We start from the raw sequence: 20,134 nt of genomic DNA on the forward strand, positions 1-20,134 counted from the left end.
AAGCATTGGTTAGATAACCCCTAATTCTTTTCCTACTTTTTCAAAAGCAGCTATAGCCTTATCTAAATGTTCTCTTGTGTGTGCGGCTGATAATTGGACTCTAATTCTAGCCTTACCTTTAGGAACCACAGGGTAGAAAAACCCGATAACATAGATGTCTTCGTCCATTAGTTTTTCTGCCATTTTTTGTGATAGTGGGGCGTCATAAAGCATTACAGGTACAATAGCGGCATCTCCATCAGGAATGTCAAAGCCTTTGGCTTTCATTTGGGTTCTAAAATATTGGGCGTTATCCATTACCTTATCTCTTAGGCTGGTATCTTCGGAAATCATTTCTAGAACTTTGGTTGCTGCACCTATAATGCCAGGAGCTAGAGAGTTAGAAAACAGATAAGGTCTAGAACGCTGTCTTAACATATCTATAATTTCTTTTTTACCGGAAGTAAAGCCACCCAACGCTCCACCTAGTGCTTTCCCTAGTGTAGAAGTAATGATGTCCACTCTTCCCATAACCTCGTTTGCTTCGTGAGTACCTCTTCCTGTTTTGCCAATAAAACCTGTGGCGTGGGAGTCGTCCACCATTACTAGGGCATCGTATTTTTCAGCTAAATCACAAACACCTTTTAAGTCGGCTACGATACCGTCCATAGAGAACACTCCATCGGTAACAATGATTTTAAATCTGTGGTTGTGTTTACTTGCTTTAATAAGCTGTGCTTCCAAATCTGCCATATCATTGTTTTTGTAGCGATACCTTGCCGCTTTGCAAAGTCTTACTCCATCAATAATAGAAGCGTGGTTAAGTTCATCAGAAATGATGGCATCTTCTGCTGTAAATAGTGGTTCAAAAACCCCACCGTTGGCATCAAAACAAGCGGCATAGAGAATGGTGTCTTCCATACCCAAAAACTCAGATATTTTAGCCTCTAGATTTTTATGAATGTCTTGTGTACCACATATAAAACGCACCGAAGACATACCGTAACCGTGAGAAGCAATAGCGTCTTGTGAGGCTTTCATAACTTCGGGGTGGTTGGATAGCCCGAGGTAGTTATTGGCACAGAAGTTAAGTAGTTTTTTACCATTGGCTACAATTTCAGCCGATTGTTGAGAGGTAATGATGCGTTCGTTTTTATAAAGACCTTCGTTCTTGATGTTTTGAAGTTCGGTTTGTAAATACTCTAGATAATTTTTAGAAATCATATTTAGTTTATTTTGGTTATAAAATCGTTGGCTAATTTAATAAAAAAAGCCTTCACTGTTGGAAGACTTTATAGATTATTTTATAAATATTAGAGATTGAGTGCCGGCTCTAGTAGTTTTTCCATTTTAGCTTTAATCTGATGTACAGAACCTGTGTAATTATTGATTAACAATGAGAAGGTAAGGGTTCTTCCAGATTTGGTATTGATATAACCTGCTAGACATTTTACAGCTCTTAGAGTACCTGTTTTAGCGAAGATTTGTCCGTAGCCTTTGTTGTAGAGAAACATTTTCTTTAATGTACCTGTTTGCCCTGCAATAGGTAACGAATCGAAGTAGGATTTGTAATATTTCTCTTTCATAAGACCCGCTAAAAATTTAACTTGTGAAATAGGCGTTACCAGATTATTTCTAGATAAACCACTACCATCCATTAGGTTTAAACCGTTGAAATCATAGCCGTTAGCATTTAGATGTTCTACGATTGTTTGTCTGCCTGTTTCTAGGGATTCGTCTCCGTTTTTGTAAAATCCTACTGAACGAAGTAAGGCTTCTGCAAATCTATTATTACTTGTTTGATTAACGAAATACACAATCTCCTCTAGGCTAGGTGATTGGTATTTAGTGATAAAAGTTCTGTTTTCGGGTTCTATATCAATGGTTTTGCCTTCCACTTTACCCACTACAGATACTCCATTTTTAAGTAAAGAAGTTCGTAATGTATTGGCAAGAGAATAAGGTGCAGAAGGTATTTTGCCTATTACTGTATTGCTCTCAAAAGAGTCTGTATAAGCGATTTGATTGGTGTACGGAGAAACATAGAAAAACCTTTTTTCATCGGCTTTAAATCTACGCTTAATTACTTTTCGTTCTTTGGTAGGGTCTATATTGGCAGTTCTGCCTACGGGAAGGTAATAATTTTCTCTTTCTAACCAAACGATGTTGGCAGGGAGGCTATCATTATTGCCTTTAAAAACAGCAGTTTGTATGAAAATGCTACCATTGATTTTGGTAATTCCTAAGTTTTTTATGGCATAGATAAAATCGGAGGAGATACTACCATAGCTAGAAGACCCTGCTGTCCCTGTGCCTAAAGTAGGGTCGCCACTACTTACAATATATAGATTGCCTTCTAGAACTCCATCGTCAGATATTTTACCAGAGTATTCTAGCTGTGTATTATATTTGAATTTAGACCCCATAATGCTCATTGCGGCATCTGTGGTCAGTAGTTTTGTGGTAGATGCAGGAACTAATGGAGTAGCCTCATTATAAGAACTTATGATTTGTTTACTTTTTGGGTCGTACACTACAAATCCCCATTGTCCGTTTCTCACCATTGGGTCGCTTGCTAACTGATTGATAGCAATATCTAATTCCTCTTTAGCCGAAAGAGTTACTTTTTCAGCAGTTGGTGTTTCGTAGGTGGGATACGAACTAGAGTATTGAGCAAATGAAACGAAAAATATAGATATACAGGCTATTAAAAGCCCTTTTTTGGTTAAATTCATACTTTGAAATTTTGTTACATTGAGGCTTTCCATTAGAAAACAACGAAACAAAGGTAAAAAATATTGTAAGTCTAGACCTATGCAGAGTTGGTAAATAGACTTAAATTATGTTAAAAAGAGTTAAAAATCTACAAATAACTCTATTTTCACAGATTGATAAGCGGAGATTTCTCTGAACTCGTCCAATGATTGTGAAATGTACTCTTTGAAAGTGAAGTATTTATTATTTCTAGGCAGTTTGAGTAATATTTGGTATTGATATTTGTTTTTCAGCTTTGTGATAGGAGCCTTTTCTGGACCTAAAACACAGTCTAAAGGAAGGTATTTCCTAAGGATAGAACCTAAAAATTGTGAAGCTCTATCTGCCTTGCCTTCTTTGGAATGTTTAATTTCTAAAAGTACTACTTTGGTAAATGGTGGATAGAGGAATTTTTTTCTATCATTTAGAAAATGCTCATAGATTTCTTGAGTGCTATTGTGCTTAATCAAGCTAAACAAAGGGTGTGTTGGGTTATAAGTTTGTATAATAATCTTACCTTTTCCTGAAGTTCTCCCTGCTCTCCCAGATACTTGAGTGATGAGCTGGTAGGCTTTTTCTTCCGCTCGGAAATCTTGTACATATAGGAGTGCATCAGCCTTGGGAATTGCCACTAGGTCTATATGGTCAAAGTCTAAACCTTTGGAAATCATCTGTGTGCCAACAATGATGTTGGTTTCTCTGTTTTCTATTTTTTCGTAGAGTTTTTCATAGGCGAATTTTTTTCTCATAGAGTCTATGTCCATTCTGTCCACTTCTGCCTCTGGAAACAATCTTTTGACTTCCTCCGCCACTTGTTCTACTCCGATGCCTTTGGTATTGAGTTGTTGAGACTGGCACTTAGGGCATTGGTTAGGTTTAGAAGCTCTTTGTCCGCAATAATGGCACTTCAATTCGTTAGAAGATTTGTGATAGGTCATTACCACATCGCAGTTAGAGCAGTAGGTTACATGCCCGCAAGCCTCACATTCTACTACATTGGCATAGCCTCTTCTGTTATGGAGGATAATAATTTGTTTGTTCTTCTCTAAATTTTCCTGAATTTTTTGAATTAACACTGCCGAAAAATTCCCATTTATAGTTTTAGTCTCTTGTTCTTCTTTAATATTGATGATTTCAAAATCTGGTAAATCTACATTGCCGTATCGTTCGCCTAAATAAAGGTACTTAAGTTTTCCTTTTTGGGCAGCGTAATAAGATTCTAAAGATGGCGTGGCAGAGCCGAGCAGTAGATGAGCTTTATAATGATAAGCTAAAATTTGAGCTGCATCTTTAGCATTAAAGTAAGGGCTAGCTTCTCTAGGTTTGTAGGCAGAATCGTGTTCTTCATCTACAATTACTAAATCTAAATTTTGGTAGGGCAGAAACAATGCGTTTCTAGTTCCAATAAGGACTTTAATCTTGTTGAGCTTTACTTTTCGCCAAACTTCCACTCGTTCAAAATCGGTGAGTTTTTGATGATAAAAGCCAATTAAATCGCCGTATTTCTTTTCTAGCCTACGGATAATTTGCTTGGTTAATGCAATTTCTGGTAGTAATAATAATGTGTTTTTATTCTCTTTGATGAGTTGCTCTATCAAGTGGATATAGATGTGGGTTTTCCCTGAAGAAGTTACGCCGTGTAATAATACTTTCTGATTTTGAGCAAAAGACTGTTCTATTGCTTTAAATGTGTTATTTTGAGTTTCAGTAAGAGGTTCAATATTTTCTATATCGCCACTATAAGCCTCTAGTCGGTCTTGCTGGAGGTAATATTCATCTACTAGACCTTTATCTATAAGACCTTTCATTTGAGCGTGGGCGAAATTACCTTCCTCAAACAAAATAGATTTTTTAATAGGAATTTCAGGCGAAGCCGTTTGTTTAGATAAAATGAGGAGGAAAAGTTCTTTTTGTTTTTCTGCTCTATTAAGGTTAGAAATGACCTCAGCTAAAGACTGATTGTCTAATAATTCCTCTTTGATTTTTACATAAGCTACCTCCTTTACTTTGTACTTTTCTGCCACTTTTTCATCTATCTCTATATAGTGCATATCTATAAGAGCGTTGATGGTTTTAATTAAATTTTTCTTTGGAATAAAGGCTTCCATTTCAAAAAGACTGACCAATTGTTGAACTTCCAACGCTTGTATTAAAAGTATTTCGTTGGCATCTAAAAGTTCATAATCTATGTTAGCATTTGGTTTGAGTTTTAGATAAGTTTCGCTTTCCAACTTTAATGATGAAGGAAATGCCAAGCGGTAAATCTCACCCAAATTACACAGATAGTAAGAAGATAGCCATTGCCAAAACTCAAGCTGCGGAAGAGGTAAAATAGGGGTGTCGTCTAAAATGCTGTAAATTTCCTTTGGAGAAAACTCTTCGGGAGTGTTTTGGTGTAGGTCTGAGATGATTCCAGTATAGATTTTTTTTCCTCTAAACGGAATGAGAACGCGCATACCCAACGCTATTTTATCCTGTAAATCAATGGGAACTTTGTAAGTGAAAGTTCCTTTTAGATTGAGTGGCAGTATGACTTGAGCGTAAAGCATAGAGGGGAACAAAAATAAGCGATTTTTATTAAAAGTATTTAATGAAGAGTTAATTTTTAACAATTGTCTTTATGTAAAAAGTGCAATGCTACTGACTGAAAAAAACATATCTAGGCAAATGATGATGCTTGATACTGTCAATTTGTCATAAAAAAGGGAGTGGCATATTCTTGGTAAAATTGGAGGTGTACTAAAAATGAATATTAACAAAAAAATACATAATTAAAATGAGTAAAATTATAGGAATCGACTTAGGTACTACTAACTCTTGTGTGGCAGTAATGGAGGGTAAAGACCCTGTGGTAATCCCTAATGCAGAAGGAAAAAGAACAACGCCTTCTATTGTAGCTTTCACTGAAGATGGTGAGAGAAAAGTAGGAGACCCTGCTAAAAGACAAGCGGTTACAAACCCTAAAAATACAGTTTATTCTATCAAGAGATTTATCGGAGCTAACTTTAAAACAGATGCTAACGAGGTGTCTAGAGTTCCGTATCAAGTGGTAGAAGGTTCTAACGATACTGTTAAAGTTAAAATTGGAGATAGAGAATACACGCCTCAAGAAATTTCTGCAATGATTCTTCAAAAAATGAAGAAAACAGCTGAAGACTATTTAGGTCAAGAAGTTTCTCGTGCGGTAATTACTGTACCTGCTTATTTTAACGATGCACAAAGACAAGCGACTAAAGAAGCTGGAGAAATTGCAGGGCTTAAGGTAGAAAGAATTATCAATGAGCCTACGGCAGCAGCTTTAGCTTATGGTCTAGATAAGGTAGGTAAGAAGGATATGAATGTAGTGGTGTTCGACTGTGGTGGTGGTACTCACGACGTTTCTGTACTAGAAATGTATGAGGTAGATGGTAACGCATCTTTCGAAGTAAAGGCTACCGATGGTGATACACACTTAGGAGGAGACGACTTTGATAATGTGATTATTGACTGGATGGCAGCTGAATTCCAAGCAGAAGAAGGTGTGGATTTAAAATCTGATGCTATTGCTCTTCAAAGATTGAAAGAAGCAGCGGAAAAAGCAAAAGTTGAATTATCTTCTTCTACTCAGACGGAAATCAATTTACCATATATCACAGCTACAGCTTCAGGTCCAAAACACTTGGTTAAAACATTAACGAGAGCTAAGTTTGAGCAGTTAGCAGGAGATTTAATTCAAAGAACTATCGAGCCTTGTAAGTCTGCTCTTAAAAATGCAGGTATGAGCATTTCTGATATTGATGAGATTATCCTAGTAGGTGGTTCTACAAGAATCCCTGCGATACAAGAAGCGGTAGAGAAATTCTTTGGTAAAGCTCCATCTAAAGGGGTAAACCCAGATGAGGTAGTGGCTATAGGTGCGGCTATCCAAGGGGGAGTTCTTACAGGAGATGTTAAAGATGTATTGTTATTAGATGTTACACCTCTTTCTTTAGGTATAGAAACAATGGGTTCTGTATTCACTAAGTTGATAGAGGCTAATACCACCATTCCTACTAAAAAATCAGAAGTGTTCTCTACTGCGGTAGATAATCAGCCTGCGGTTACCATCAGAGTAGGACAAGGGGAAAGACCAATGTTTAACGATAACAAAGAAATCGGTAGATTTGAGCTTACAGATATTCCACCAGCACCTAGAGGTGTGCCACAAATTGAGGTAACTTTTGATATAGATGCTAACGGTATTTTGAGCGTTTCTGCAAAAGATAAAGGTACAGGTAAAGAGCAATCTATCAAAATTCAAGCATCGTCTGGTCTTTCCGATGAAGAAATTGAAAGAATGAAGAGAGAAGCTGAAGAAAACTCAGCAGCAGATGCTAAGAAAAAAGAAGAAGCTGACCTTATCAACAAAGCAGATGGACAAATCTTCCAAACTGAAAAGCAAATAAAAGAATTTGGAGATAAGATTTCTGCAGATAAAAAATCAGCGATAGAAACAGCTTTAGCTGAACTAAAAACAGCTTATGAAGCTAAAGATATGGCAAATATTAAAACTAAATCTGAGGCTTTAGATGCAGCTTGGATGGCAGCATCAGAAGAGTTGTATAAAGCACAAGCTGAAGCTCAAGGAGGTGCAGAACAAGCACAAGCTAATACAGGTAATGCTGCAGATGATGTACAAGATGCAGACTTTGAAGAAGTAAAATAATAGTTGGTTGATTACTAACAATTAATAATAATCCGCTGTGAAAATTATATTTCACGGCGGTTTTTTCATGTATATAGTTTAAGTCAAAGAAATATTTTTTAGAGTGAATGTAAAGTAATAAATTTGCAAAAAATAATAAGAATGAAAGTTAGGCAATTATTTAAATTTATTTTTTGTTTATTATTTATGGTTACCTCTTGCTCTAAAAGTGATCTAGAAAAAATAAGTGAATATGCTCAAATTGTCGAGAAAAAAGATGCACAAACTCTTCTTGATGATTTATATATTGGAGCAGATGGAGATATAGCATCTTTAGGTAGAATATTGAATGCTTCGCCCTCTTCAATTAATAGAATTAGAAAAGGAGATACAGTGCCAACTAGTAAGTTTGAAGAAAGAATTAAAGAAGTTTCAATTTATTATGTCCAGAATGATCAATCTTTTTCAAAACTACGATCAGTATTGGATGATGAATATGCTTGGTATGAAATTATTTTGGATTTTCCTAGTCATAATCCTTTTTGGTTTTGGGGTATTAATATCGTTTTGATTTTATTATTAGCCTTTTTAACTGTAATTTTTATTTGGCCTTTATTAATAGAGATTTTGATTTTTTTAGTAGCGTATATTTGCTTATTAATATTTTCTCCATCAAAGGATGTTAAATATGATAAATATATTAAAACTATTAATCCAGCTGTTGAGCAAGTTATTTAATAATGAAATATTTTATTTTTATATTTTTGCTTACTCTTAGCAGTTGTAGTAAAGATGAGGCTGGGAAATCTTTAAAAAATAAATTGAAACAAGAAATTGTTGTTACAACTCCTAAAGGTGTAGCAACTACTGTGAATACTTTACAAGTAAATAAAGAGATAGAAAAACAAATCAATGAAAAATATATTGAGGATTTGAAGCGTATTGTAGATGGTGGTTTTGAGAAACAATTAGAGTATTTTGAAAAAGAAGAGCTAGGTGTTTTCGCCAGTTATGGTTATATGTTTAGTTATATATTCAGTAGTAAACAAACTTGGGAAGATAAGTTAAGAGTAAAAAGTGATAAGTATTTTAATAATATTAGTACAGAACAGGAGATAAATCTTTTGTATAATGAATACAGAAATGATGTTGGGAATTTAAGAAATCAGTTTTTAGTTAAAAATAAAAATGTTGGAAAACTGGAGCGGTTTCAAAAATTAGATATTCCTAACGAATTAGTTACCTTAAATGTAATACGGGAACATTCGCGAAATAATTTAATAATAGAGTTTGGAGAAGGTGTATTAGAATTGCTTTTTGGGCTATTCATTGGATGGATTATAGTTTCTATAGTTGGTAGTGTTACTACAGGTCCTGTCATTCCTATTATATCATTTATTATTACCTTTATAATTTCTATAGCCTTATCAATTTACAATGATAATAAGCTACTGGATAAGTTAAGAGAACAAAAGAAATCGGAAATTTCAATAGATTATACTTCTATTAAAAAAAAACTTGAGGCAAATACAAGCAAATTTTATGATGAGAATAGTAAATAAGAAAAATATAAAAATATACTTTTTAGTTTGTTTATTAAGTTCAATAATTTCTTGTAAAAAAAGTATTAAAGAAGTCTATTCAGGTGTTTTTGAGAATTCAGCACAAAAAGTTTTAAAGGAAGCAGTTACTGAAGAAGGTATTTCTTCTATCAAAAAAATGAACTTAAAAGATTTTACAAAATTTATTGAACCTATAAATATCAACCTACATAAGAGTTTTACTTCCTTAGATAAATCTTTTCAAAATTCAATAAAAAATGCTTTTGATGAAGATATTTCCTTTAGGAAAGTTTTTTTGAATAATAAAAATCTAATTCAGGAATATCAATTATTCACTAAAAATTTGCCTAAATTACAAAATAATATTTCGTTTCTAAAGTGGTATGCTAAATCTATAAAAAAGTCTGATAATTTATTTCAACCAAGTTTGTTCAAAAGAGTAAGTTTAAGGGAAAATAATGGTATTATAAACTTTATTGGAGAAAATAATAATATCTTGGCAAGATATAGAGGTAATAATGTTGTAGAACTTACAAATATTACGAATGATAATAAGATACTTGACAACCCCTTATTAAATGAAGAATTGCTTCCTAATAGTATTTATAAAGTAAAAGGAAAAATGGGAGTATCTGTTCTATGGGAGGTTGATCATTTAGGTAGAGTCAAAAGAATAGATGGAAGTTTTACTTCGCCAGAAAACATGATGGAAATTCTTCATAAAAATACTAGTGTGAAACTTGACCCAAGTTGGAATATTGAATTTCAAAAATTGAAACAAAGTACAACAGATGGTTTTGTACATTTTAAATATCATTTTTCTTATCCAGATTCCTCTCCCATTGCTGATAGGATAAAAATAGAAGGAAGAACAAAAAAAAGAACAATAATAAATTCCACATATCCTAATCGCATTGCAAAGAACATTATTTATGAATGGAAGACAAATGAAGCTTTACTAAAAAGGTACTCTTCCAAATTTAAGAAACTTACTACCGATAAAAGAATAAAGCTTTTACAAGAAATGGACTACAATGATGAACTTGCTAAATCTATTCATCAAAACCCAGAAAAAAATATTGAACGTTATCTTAATTCTCATAATCCAGTAAATAAACACCTATTAGATAATATAAATGGAAGATATCCAGTAAATGGAAGGATTTATGCAGGAAATATATATTATTTCGATCCGTTGTACAATCCTAGCCTTGCTGCAAAATTAAAAATAGAGGGCAATGTTGGGTTAAAAGGTCATGGTTCTAGGAAAGTGGATTTAGATATATTGAAAGAATTAGATGAGCTATATCCAAATGGTGTAAAATGGAATGAAAGAGGATATCCTGATTTTTCAAGTTTGAAAGATAAAAACGGAAATCAATTAGTGACTATTGATGTTGTAAAATTAACTGGTGATAGTAAAAAAGATATTGCAAATGCAAACTCTTTATATTTAAAAAATGGGGGAATAAATGAAACTGGCTATACTTGGCATCATATAGAATATACTACAAAATTAGTTAGAGTACCTTCAATACTCCATGATATTATTCCTCATTCTGGGGGAATGGCGACACATAGGGCTTCCACTAAATAGATATACTCTATTTAATGTGTTACCGTTTTGAAATTATATAACTTAATTTTAGAAATAAACATAATAGTTATAAGTGAAAAGGTACTATTGTGTTTTTACTTTTACTAAAGCTTAAGACTAGGAAACAATGATTAACTTTGTTGCCAAGTCTTATGAATAGGATAATTAGCGATTATAAAATAAAAAAATAATCAAATATTTTTCATGTGCAAAATATGGTGTATCGTATCTAAGAAGAAAACTAAGGATTTGAAAAATATTGAATTAATTTTGATAAATCCACTATCAAAAAATAGGAAAAGTCCATTATTTGGTTTATGACGATACGAACATCTTACAGCAGTTTTTATTTTAATAAGAAGTAAAATAATAGTTGATTACTAACAATTAATAATAAGCCGCTGTGAAATATAATTTTCACGGCGGTTTTTGTTTTATATGATATATAGAAGTTTTAACTTTGCATAATATCGCTAATCTAAAATCTGTCTTGTGTCCTCGTGATAATGAAATCTATATTAGAATACATTCGTAAGCGTCTCAAACATTCTTTTGATAATATTCAGAATGAGCGTCTTAAATATAATTTGTTGCAGGCAATTCCCTTTTGGATAGCCTCTTTGCTTACGGGAGGTCTGGCGGTAATGTATGCTAAATTGTTTGAGTGGAGTGAGCATTTGTTGTTCTCTTTGTTAGCTTGGCAAAGTTGGCTTATATTTATACTCGCTCCAGTTGGTTTTGTTCTTTCGTGGTGGTTAGTTCAGAGATACGCTCCGTATTCCAAAGGTAGCGGGATACCTCAAGTGATGGCTTCTGTATCACTAGCCACACCAAGACAAAGACGAAAAATAAAGTATTTACTAAGCTATAAAATCATCATTATTAAAATATTATCAAGTATTATTTTGGTGTTGGGAGGTGGTGCTATTGGTAGAGAAGGACCTACGATACAGATAGCAGGCTCCGTCTTTAGGTTTGTTAATCAGGTATTACCCAAATGGTGGCCTAAGTTATCTATTAAAAATATGATAATGACGGGAGCAGCCGCAGGGCTTTCGGCAGCATTTAATACTCCGTTAGGAGGAGTGGTTTTTGCGGTGGAAGAATTAGCCAAAACTCATATTAATCACTTTAAAACAGCTCTTTTTACGGCGGTTATTATTGCGGGTTTAACGGCTCAAACTCTGGCAGGTTCTTACCTTTATTTAGGGTATCCTAAGACGAGTGGCGTAGGTTTAGGGATTATATTTCCTGTAATTTTGGTTTCTTTTGTTTGTGGAATTTTAAGCAGTAAATTTTCTCGTTTTATGTTAGCATTGAGTAAGTTTAGAGCTAAATTCAAAAATACAAGACAACAAATATTATTTTTAATTTTAAGTGCTTTATTGATAGCCTCTTGTGCCTATTTTGTAAATAGAGAAATCTTAGGTTCTGGGAAAGGTATTATAGAACGATTGCTTTTCAGCAATGATAAAACAGAACTGTGGTATATCCCTTTATTTAGAATGTTAGGTCCAGCCATTGCATTTACCAGTGGTGGTGCAGGTGGAATATTTGCTCCAGCTCTTAGTGCGGGAGCGAGTTGTGGTGCATTTCTCTCTTCATTTTTAAATTTAACAGCTAATGAAACTAATGTAATTATTTTGGCAGGAATGGTTTCATTTCTTACAGGCATTACGAGAGCTCCGTTTACTTCTGCAATATTGGTGTTGGAAATGACGGATAGGCATTCGCTCATTTTTTATCTAATGCTTTCGGGAATGATTTCCTCAATATCGGCTTTGCTCGTGAGTAGAAATTCTCTTTATGACGAGCTTAAAGAGAATTACTTAGACGAATTAGAAACTAAATTTGGAACCCCTGTTTCTAATCAAAAACAAAAAATCCAAATGTCCGATTTAGGTAAAAAGAATACTTTATCAGATTGAACGATATAGTGTTTGTGTATGTGAAAAAAAAATATTAGCTTTGCACCTTGAATTTTAACATATAATATTAACATTATGAATCATTACGAAACTGTTTTCATTTTAACTCCCGTTCTGTCTGACGCTCAGGTGGAGGAAGCAGTGAAAAAATTTGAAGATCTTTTAAAAGATCAAAATTGCGAAATCGTAGCCAAAGAAAATTGGGGACTAAAAAAGTTAGCATACCCTATTCAATTGAAGAAAAATGGTTTCTATACTTTGATAGAATTCAAAGGTGAAGGAACTATCGTGGCAGATTTAGAACTTGCTTTCAAAAGAGACGAGAGAGTTATCCGTTACTTAACTACAAAGTTAGACAAGCACGCTGTAGAGTATGCTGAAAAGAGAAGAGCAAAACTAAAATCTAAAAAAGCTTAATTTTTAACCCCTAAAAAAAGAAACTATGGCAATAGATGAAATGGCACAACAAGCCGCACAAGGTGGGGAGTCTGAAGTAAAATTCCTTACACCACTAGATATCAATACTAAATCTGAAAAAAAATACTGTAGATTTAAAAAATACGGTATCAAATATGTAGATTATAAAGATGCAGATTTCCTTCTTCAGTTCGTTAACGAGCAAGGTAAAATTTTACCAAGAAGATACACAGGAACTTCTTTAAAATACCAAAGAAAAGTATCTGCTGCTATTAAAAGAGCAAGACATTTGGCACTTATGCCGTATGTAGCAGACTTATTGAAGTAATTATATAAGTTGCTGAATTAGTAAAATTAAAAATTCTAACTGTTTTAGGATATTTGGAAAGTCAACTATTGAGTTTGGATTCTAAACTTCTAAAACCTAAACAAGACAACAACAAACAATGGAAATTATTCTTAAAAAAGATGTAGAAAACTTAGGGTTAGAGTTTGATACAGTAGATGTAAAGCCAGGATACGCTAGAAACTTCTTAATCCCTCAAGGATATGCAGTTTTAGCAACACCTAAAAATAGAGCGGTTTTAGCTGAAGTATTAGAAGCTAGAAAAGAAGAAGAAGCTAAATTAGTAGCTGCTGCTAACAAGATTGTAGAGCAACTTAAAAAGACTTCTGTTTCTATCGCTGCTAAAGTAGGTTCTGGTGATAAATTATTCGGTTCTATCAACAATGCTAACCTAGCTGAAGAATTGGCAAAAGCAGGTGTTGAGGTAGATAAAAAATACATCAAAATCCCTGGAAATACTATTAAGAGATTAGGTAAATTTACTGCTAAAGTAAGACTTCACAGAGAGGTAGAGTACGATTATGAATTTGAAGTAGTATCTGATGCTCCTGTAGTAGAAGCTCCTAAAGCTAAAGAAACTAAAACTGAAGAGGCTTAATTAATAAAGTTTTTTTCATAATAGAAAAACGGTTGTATCATTTTGGATACAACCGTTTTTGGTATCATTATAATAATCAAATATAAAACTTACTTAAATTCATTTATGATGTTGAAACAAGTATGAAGAGTAATTTAAGAAAAATATCATAATATTCCCTAAAATCCATCTTTTGCAAATACAATGTGGTACGCAGTTTTTATTTAATTTCAAATTGCTGAACCATCCAATGTCTTGAGTGATTTCTAATTAAGTCTTGTTTTATTTTTTCGTCTTTAGTATCCAAATATTTGTAAACTTTTAGAGGAACAGAATTAGGAAACTTTTCAAGGCTTTTTGAAATTATCTCGGCAGATTCTTTTGCTTGTCCATTTGAATTTAATGCTTCTGCCTTATATATGTCTATTATTACTGGACATTCGCCATAAACACTTTTAATTTCTGCTTCTAAATCATCCATCAAATCTACTTGGAATTTTGAATCTGGCTGCTTTCCAACCGCTGCAGTTTTAGTGATGTGATCTTGATACATAAGAAACATATTAAGAATTTGTAAATTTTTTGAATTTTTATCTGCATAAATTTTTTGAATTCTGTCCAAAATGTCAGGATTCAACTCTCCCTTTTCGGATTGTAATGCTTGTTCATAAAAATCATTTAGAAGTTTCAGGACGGATTTGTCGTTTTTATCTGTTTTGGTATCATTTTTAAGTTGTTGGATAAATTGCTTGTATTCTTCACTTTTTTGTGAAAATATATTTATTGATAAAAATATAAAGAAGACTAAAAGTAAATTTTTCATTTATTTTCTTTGGTTTTATTCTATGATATGTTTTTGTAAAACTGCATACAAAGGGTTAAATATTTGCGTGAAGCGAGTCTCAAATTCAATTTTGACCAACCAGAGCATATGCTTTTTCAATGGAACTAAATTATTAAAAAAAGTTGAATTGAAAAGCATATGTGATGAAAATATTATAAATTTTCTATCATTCCCTCAACTCTACCAAATACTATGTTAGCAACAGCGTTTTTAAAACTCTAAATTATCCTTCTTGCAATACCATTTTGGATCGCAACTAGAAATTTCACAACCTCTAAAATGATACTTATTTTTATTTTTTTTAATAAACTTAGTAGTTGTCAAACCATAAAAAATAGGTAGAACGTTTTGATTTGATTTACAAATTGGGCAAATTCCGTCTGTATTTTCACTAAATTTACAGTATTTTGTTAAGTGGAAATTATGAGTCGTATTTCCATTTATATCTATGCTAAACTCATTGTTAAGATAATGATTATTATAAATTACAGACAATATATATTTTCCATTACTAATATTTTGAAATTCATATTTTCCGTCAATTCCAGTGTGTGAAAAATACTCTTTCTCAGTTTCAATATTTTTTAGTTTGAGATTAAAAACTTTATTTTTCGTATTTATTGAATCTTTTATAAATCCATTCAATGATTGAGATTTAATAAATGTCAAAATAAAAACTAAAACTAAAATTTGGACTCTTTTCATTTTAAATACAATGATGGTTAAATATTGTAGATAATAGGAAATGTTTCTGCGAAAGTGGTACTTCAATAATCAAATAGTTATGTTAAAACCAACCTAAGTAATTCTTGTAAACTTACAAAAAATTTAAAAATAAAATAGGGTTTTGCGGATTATATTAACAAATAGTCTTATTGTAACTTCAACCCCGCTGTCGCAAAACCAATGTAATAGTATCTATTATAACATTCCACTTATTATAGCAAGAATCAGCAAGATAATTATTGTTGTTTTGAATTTCATTTTTTCTATTCGAAATTTATTTCCAACGGAAATTATAGAAATGCTTAAAAGAATTTTTGTGCAGAATGTAATTACCGAAAATTCTGAAGAGTCATAATCAAAAATTCTGGTGAAATTTAGTATCAAAAGAAAAAAGCCATAGAATATTATCATTAGTCCATATTCATTTTTTCTTTGAATTTTCGATTGCTTAGAAAATTTTAAAGAGAGAAAAAATAGAATTAAACCAATTAAAAAATTTAGGTGAATTATTGGTCTTGATATCAAATCGGTCTTTGTAAAAGAATAAAATAATTGCTCAACTAAAAACTGGAAATAAACAGCAATTTGGGGAAGTATGAAATTTGCTAATAGGAATAATCTTGTATAAAATTCTTTGTTGATTTTTTTTAAGAAAAAAGATAAAACTGAAAGGATTGAAATAATGAAAAGAATTATTCTTAAAATTAGAACGTTTAAAAATTCAAATTCTTGAGTTAATGGAAAAAAAATGTCAATTAATTTTAAAACACTAATGATTAAAATTATCCAATTAAATATTTTATTTGAGTAAACTCTTATCATTTTAGCGAATTATTTGATGATAAAAATTGTGTAAATGAAAAGCATATATAGATAAAATATCTCTGTCTTTCAATTCAAGACCGCCAAAATACTATATCAGACGACTTTTTTGCTATTTTAAAGATATAGTTCCTTTTATTCGTAATACCAATCAGAGAAAATTTCATTTCGTTTTATACAAATTTCTTCAATAGTCTTATGTCTTACGGATTCGTGAAGTTCAAATTCATTAATTATTTTTTCAGTCTCATTTTTGTAGGTGTTATTTTTAGTTTGAATATATTTTTCACATAAACATTTGGCTATTTCCATTTTAGCATTATGATATCTGAAATCTTCATATTCACGCTCAAAAATAGACATTTTATATTCAGTTTTACAATCTAAAATTTGGATATTTTTTGATAAACTAGGGTTTATCAATCTAAAAGTTATAAATAATCCAATCAGAATTACTAAAATGTTCAAAATTCTTTTTGATTTCACGGTAATATGGTTTTAAAATGTCGAATATACCAATAAAGAATATTTAGCTTATAAGCCTCATAATCTCCAAAGCAACTCTGAGGGCTTCTGTACCGTCTTGTAGAGAGACTTCCACCTCTTTGTTATTGGTGATGGCTTCTGCAAAACTTTCTAGTTCGTCTAAGATGGCATTGTTAGGCTGTATGTTAGGATATTCAAAAATAATTTGGGATTTTTCGCCTTCGGCATTTTCAATAATCATATCAAAGTCAGAAGGATTTTCAGGAGCGTCTTTCATTCTAATGACTTCGGCTTTTTTCTCTAGAAAATCCACGGAAATATAGGCATCTTTTTGGAAAAATCTGCTTTTTCTCATCGCTTTCATAGAGATTCTGGAGGTGGTTAAATTAGCAACGCAACCATTTTCAAACTCTATTCTAGCGTTGGTAATATCTGGCGTTTTACTTACAACGCAAACACCGCTAGCGTGGATATTTTTAACCTTAGATTTTACAAGACTTAAGAGAATGTCCAAGTCGTGAATCATCAAGTCTAACACAACGGAAACATCGGTACCTCTAGGATTAAACTCTGCCAACCTATGTATCTCTATAAACATAGGGTTTTGTATGTAGGGTTTGGTAGCAATAAAGGCAGGGTTGTAGCGTTCCACGTGCCCTACCTGTGCTTTAATACCTTTTTCGGTACATCTACGAATAATGTCTTCGGCTTGTTCTAAAGTTTGAGTTACGGGTTTCTCTATAAAAAAATGCTTGCCGTGGTCTATTGCTTTTTGGGCATAATCGTAATGAAATAGAGTAGGCGTTACAATGTCCAACATCTCAATATCGTTGAGTAAATCCTCAAAATTCGGATAGTATTTATAGCCAAATTCGGCTTCTAGTCGTTTACCATTTTCTGTATCAGCATCGTAAAACCCTACCAAATTATACTTTTCTGACTGTTGTAATAATCTTAGATGTATCTTCCCAAGGTGTCCTGCACCCACTAATCCAGCGTTTATCATAACCAAAATTTAAGTACTCCAAAGATACTAATCTATTTATTTATAGTAAAAAGAATAATTACAGTTTTTATCATCATTAGTGAGTTGTTAAAAATAATTGATATTTAAAGTTCTGTAATTTAGTTGTTTATGTTTGAGGTGGTCTGATTAACTTGACAAAGGGGTTGCCTAAGTTGTATATTTGCAACCAAACGGAAAATCATTTTCCGTTTTTGTATTCAAAATTTAAACATATTTATATAAATGAAAACTTCTGATTTTAATTTCAATCTACCACCAGAGCTTCTTGCGGAACACCCTTCGGAGCACAGAGACGAGGCAAGACTTATGGTTCTTAATAGAAAAAATCAAACCATAGAGCATAAACTTTTTAAAGATGTTATAGATTATTTTGATGAAAATGATTTATTTATCTTTAACAATACTAAAGTTTTTCCAGCGAGATTATTTGGCAATAAGGAAAAAACAGGTGCTAAAATAGAAGTTTTTCTTTTGAGAGAGCTAGATAAGGATACTCGTGTTTGGGACGTATTGGTAGATCCTGCTAGAAAAATAAGAATTGGGAATAAATTATTCTTTGACGAAGATGAGTCTTTAGTAGCCGAGGTTATAGATAATACAACTTCTAGAGGGAGAACATTAAGATTCTTATATGATGGAAGTTACGAGGAGTTTCGTGCTAAATTGAAGGAACTAGGAGAAACACCTCTACCGAAATATATCAAAAGAGAAGTAGAGCCAGAAGATGCAGAAAGATACCAAACAATCTATGCTAAAAATGAGGGTGCGGTAGCAGCACCTACTGCAGGGCTTCATTTCTCTAAACATCTTATGAAAAGGTTAGAAATAAAAGGGATTAACTTTGCTGAAGTAACACTGCATGTGGGCTTAGGGACTTTTAACCCAATAGAGGTAGAAGATTTGTCAAAGCATAAGATGGAGTGTGAAGAAGCGTTTATCGACCAAAAGAATGCCGATATTATCAACAAAGCTATAGATGAAGATAGACGCATCTGTGCAGTCGGAACTACTACGATGAGAACTATAGAAACTTCGGTTTCATCTAATAGAAAGCTAAGTGCTTATCACGGTTGGACGAACAAGTTTATTTATCCTCCGTACGATTTTGCGGTAGCAGATTCTATGATTACCAATTTCCACACACCCAAATCTACCCTTATTATGATGATTGCTGCATTTGCAGGTAAAGATTTTGTAATGCACGCCTACGAAGAAGCAGTTAAAGAAAAGTATAAGTTCTACTCCTATGGAGATGCGATGCTAATCCTTTAAAAATATATAAATATAATTAACTTAAAATAAGGTAATGAGCCTTTTATAGAGGCTTGTTACTTTTTTATTACCATTCATTTCTGATTGATGAAAGACATTCGTACCCTTAGCTTAGACGAGCTTAAAGATTATTTTATTTCCATTGGTGAGAAGCCGTTTCGTGCCAAACAGGTTTATGATTGGTTGTGGAGTAAAAACGGGCATTCTATTGAGGAAATGACAAACCTTTCCAAAAACCTTAGAGAAAGGATAGCTCAAGACTTTGTAATTAAACCCGTAAAAGTAGATTTGCTCCAGAAAAGTAAAGACGGAACCATAAAAAACGGCGTTAAATTACACGATGGGCTTATGGTAGAGAGTGTGCTTATCCCTACCGATACACGTACCACAGCTTGTGTTTCGTCCCAAGTAGGGTGTTCGCTTAATTGTGAGTTTTGTGCCACAGCAAGGCTAAAACGAATGCGAAATTTAGAAGTTGCAGAGATTGTAGATCAGGTGGCACTTATAGACCAGCAGAGTAAGGCGTATTTTGATAGACCGCTGTCTAACATTGTGTTTATGGGGATGGGAGAGCCTATGATGAACTATAAAAATGTAGTGGAAGCCATCAGAAAAATTACAGAGCCTGAAGGTTTGGGTATGTCGCCACGAAGAATTACGGTATCTACCTCTGGGATACCCAAGATGATAAAAATGTTGGCAGATGAGAATCTTAAGGTTAAACTAGCCCTTTCTCTACATTCAGCAATAGAATCTAAACGAAACGAAATAATGCCTTTTTCCACCAAATTTCCACTGACGGATATTATGGAATCTTTACAGTATTGGTACGAAAAAACAGGCTCTATCATTACCTTAGAATACTGTATTTGGAAAGGGATTAACGATACCGATGAAGATATAAAAGCACTTATAAAATTCTGTAAAAAAGTACCTACCAAGGTTAATCTGATAGAATACAACTCAATAGGCGATGGCAAATATGATAGGAGTAATCCTAAAGCCACTCAAAACTATGTAGAACAATTAGAACGACACGGCATCACGGTTATGATTAGAAGAAGCAGAGGAGGAGATATAGATGCCGCTTGTGGGCAATTAGCTAATAAGTCCACACAGGAGTAGTAGAAAAAT

The 20,134-nt window shown here is 32.9% G+C and carries 17 protein-coding genes; 10 read left to right on the forward strand and 7 right to left on the reverse strand.

The annotated features are described in order from the left end of the window. Positions 1–9: 9 nt before the first annotated feature. The 3 genes from kbl to priA form a co-directional block, all read right to left on the reverse strand. A complete protein-coding gene (gene kbl / locus D1003_RS08605) occupies positions 10–1,203 on the reverse strand; it encodes a glycine C-acetyltransferase (protein WP_153936476.1) in 1,194 nt (397 codons plus the stop codon). Between the two features lie 89 nt (positions 1,204–1,292). After that, positions 1,293–2,714 (reverse strand): D-alanyl-D-alanine carboxypeptidase/D-alanyl-D-alanine-endopeptidase, encoded by a 1,422-nt coding sequence (dacB, locus tag D1003_RS08610; RefSeq protein ID WP_260393379.1) that lies wholly within the window; start codon positions 2,712–2,714, stop codon positions 1,293–1,295. A gap of 120 nt (positions 2,715–2,834) precedes the next feature. Then, on the reverse strand, positions 2,835–5,282 hold the full coding sequence (gene priA / locus D1003_RS08615; protein WP_153936530.1) for a primosomal protein N': 2,448 nt from the start codon (positions 5,280–5,282) through the stop codon (positions 2,835–2,837). 227 nt (positions 5,283–5,509) lie between these two features. Between priA and dnaK the strand changes: the two genes are divergently transcribed. The 8 genes from dnaK (at position 5,510) to rplI (ending at position 13,844) form a co-directional block, all read left to right on the forward strand. Then, positions 5,510–7,417 (forward strand): molecular chaperone DnaK, encoded by a 1,908-nt coding sequence (gene dnaK / locus D1003_RS08620; protein ID WP_153936478.1) that lies wholly within the window; start codon positions 5,510–5,512, stop codon positions 7,415–7,417. Between the two features lie 141 nt (positions 7,418–7,558). Then, positions 7,559–8,134 (forward strand): hypothetical protein, encoded by a 576-nt coding sequence (locus D1003_RS08625; protein ID WP_153936479.1) that lies wholly within the window; start codon positions 7,559–7,561, stop codon positions 8,132–8,134. A gap of 2 nt (positions 8,135–8,136) precedes the next feature. Beyond that, positions 8,137–8,958: a hypothetical protein gene (locus D1003_RS08630; protein ID WP_153936480.1), complete on the forward strand. Its 822-nt coding sequence runs from the start codon at positions 8,137–8,139 to the stop codon at positions 8,956–8,958. Beyond that, positions 8,939–10,555 (forward strand): HNH endonuclease, encoded by a 1,617-nt coding sequence (locus D1003_RS08635; protein WP_153936481.1) that lies wholly within the window; start codon positions 8,939–8,941, stop codon positions 10,553–10,555. The genes D1003_RS08630 and D1003_RS08635 overlap by 20 nt, the downstream gene beginning before the upstream one ends. A 506-nt stretch (positions 10,556–11,061) precedes the next feature. Beyond that, positions 11,062–12,483: a chloride channel protein gene (locus D1003_RS08640; RefSeq protein WP_153936482.1), complete on the forward strand. Its 1,422-nt coding sequence runs from the start codon at positions 11,062–11,064 to the stop codon at positions 12,481–12,483. 75 nt (positions 12,484–12,558) lie between these two features. Continuing rightward, entirely contained in the window at positions 12,559–12,900 is a 342-nt protein-coding gene (gene rpsF / locus D1003_RS08645) for a 30S ribosomal protein S6 (RefSeq protein WP_004920082.1), read from the forward strand. A 25-nt stretch (positions 12,901–12,925) separates the two neighbouring features. Continuing rightward, positions 12,926–13,228, forward strand: coding sequence for a 30S ribosomal protein S18 (rpsR, locus tag D1003_RS08650; RefSeq protein WP_004920080.1), 303 nt, complete (start codon positions 12,926–12,928; stop codon positions 13,226–13,228). Positions 13,229–13,346: 118 nt separating this feature from the next. After that, positions 13,347–13,844 (forward strand): 50S ribosomal protein L9, encoded by a 498-nt coding sequence (rplI, locus tag D1003_RS08655; protein ID WP_014938456.1) that lies wholly within the window; start codon positions 13,347–13,349, stop codon positions 13,842–13,844. Between the two features lie 199 nt (positions 13,845–14,043). Here rplI and D1003_RS08660 read toward each other — a convergent pair whose 3' ends face one another. From D1003_RS08660 to D1003_RS08675, 4 genes are all read right to left on the reverse strand, one after another. Continuing rightward, complete coding sequence (locus D1003_RS08660; protein ID WP_153936483.1) at positions 14,044–14,646, reverse strand: hypothetical protein; 603 nt, start codon at positions 14,644–14,646, stop codon at positions 14,044–14,046. A 231-nt stretch (positions 14,647–14,877) separates the two neighbouring features. Then, on the reverse strand, positions 14,878–15,372 hold the full coding sequence (locus D1003_RS08665; protein ID WP_153936484.1) for a hypothetical protein: 495 nt from the start codon (positions 15,370–15,372) through the stop codon (positions 14,878–14,880). A 978-nt stretch (positions 15,373–16,350) separates the two neighbouring features. Then, complete coding sequence (locus D1003_RS08670; RefSeq protein ID WP_153936485.1) at positions 16,351–16,701, reverse strand: hypothetical protein; 351 nt, start codon at positions 16,699–16,701, stop codon at positions 16,351–16,353. A gap of 43 nt (positions 16,702–16,744) precedes the next feature. Beyond that, complete coding sequence (locus D1003_RS08675) at positions 16,745–17,707, reverse strand: Gfo/Idh/MocA family protein (protein ID WP_153936486.1); 963 nt, start codon at positions 17,705–17,707, stop codon at positions 16,745–16,747. Positions 17,708–17,950: 243 nt separating this feature from the next. Between D1003_RS08675 and queA the strand changes: the two genes are divergently transcribed. Beyond that, the gene (queA, locus tag D1003_RS08680) at positions 17,951–19,000 is read left to right on the forward strand and encodes a tRNA preQ1(34) S-adenosylmethionine ribosyltransferase-isomerase QueA (protein WP_014938461.1); all 1,050 of its coding nucleotides are present in this window, start codon (positions 17,951–17,953) and stop codon (positions 18,998–19,000) included. An 87-nt stretch (positions 19,001–19,087) separates the two neighbouring features. Beyond that, entirely contained in the window at positions 19,088–20,125 is a 1,038-nt protein-coding gene (gene rlmN / locus D1003_RS08685; RefSeq protein ID WP_004920056.1) for a 23S rRNA (adenine(2503)-C(2))-methyltransferase RlmN, read from the forward strand. Positions 20,126–20,134: the final 9 nt, after the last annotated feature.

Origin of the sequence: Riemerella anatipestifer (genome assembly GCF_009663465.1) — a bacterium.
GTDB classification, from domain to species: Bacteria; Bacteroidota; Bacteroidia; order Flavobacteriales; family Weeksellaceae; genus Riemerella; species Riemerella anatipestifer_C.

Bases quoted from the DNA above. Each gene is read 5' to 3' on its own strand.
- dnaK (WP_153936478.1), top strand. From the start codon at position 5,510: ATGAGTAAAATTATAGGAATCGACTTAGGTACTACTAACTCTTGTGTG.
- D1003_RS08635 (WP_153936481.1), top strand. From the start codon at position 8,939: ATGATGAGAATAGTAAATAAGAAAAATATAAAAATATACTTTTTAGTT.
- rplI (WP_014938456.1), top strand. From the start codon at position 13,347: ATGGAAATTATTCTTAAAAAAGATGTAGAAAACTTAGGGTTAGAGTTT.
- D1003_RS08675 (WP_153936486.1), bottom strand. From the start codon at position 17,707: ATGATAAACGCTGGATTAGTGGGTGCAGGACACCTTGGGAAGATACAT.
- kbl (WP_153936476.1), bottom strand. From the start codon at position 1,203: ATGATTTCTAAAAATTATCTAGAGTATTTACAAACCGAACTTCAAAAC.
- rpsR (WP_004920080.1), top strand. From the start codon at position 12,926: ATGGCAATAGATGAAATGGCACAACAAGCCGCACAAGGTGGGGAGTCT.
- priA (WP_153936530.1), bottom strand. From the start codon at position 5,282: ATGCTTTACGCTCAAGTCATACTGCCACTCAATCTAAAAGGAACTTTC.
- dacB (WP_260393379.1), bottom strand. From the start codon at position 2,714: ATGAATTTAACCAAAAAAGGGCTTTTAATAGCCTGTATATCTATATTT.
- D1003_RS08630 (WP_153936480.1), top strand. From the start codon at position 8,137: ATGAAATATTTTATTTTTATATTTTTGCTTACTCTTAGCAGTTGTAGT.
- rlmN (WP_004920056.1), top strand. From the start codon at position 19,088: ATGAAAGACATTCGTACCCTTAGCTTAGACGAGCTTAAAGATTATTTT.
- D1003_RS08665 (WP_153936484.1), bottom strand. From the start codon at position 15,372: ATGAAAAGAGTCCAAATTTTAGTTTTAGTTTTTATTTTGACATTTATT.
- rpsF (WP_004920082.1), top strand. From the start codon at position 12,559: ATGAATCATTACGAAACTGTTTTCATTTTAACTCCCGTTCTGTCTGAC.
- queA (WP_014938461.1), top strand. From the start codon at position 17,951: ATGAAAACTTCTGATTTTAATTTCAATCTACCACCAGAGCTTCTTGCG.
- D1003_RS08625 (WP_153936479.1), top strand. From the start codon at position 7,559: ATGAAAGTTAGGCAATTATTTAAATTTATTTTTTGTTTATTATTTATG.
- D1003_RS08640 (WP_153936482.1), top strand. From the start codon at position 11,062: ATGAAATCTATATTAGAATACATTCGTAAGCGTCTCAAACATTCTTTT.
- D1003_RS08660 (WP_153936483.1), bottom strand. From the start codon at position 14,646: ATGAAAAATTTACTTTTAGTCTTCTTTATATTTTTATCAATAAATATA.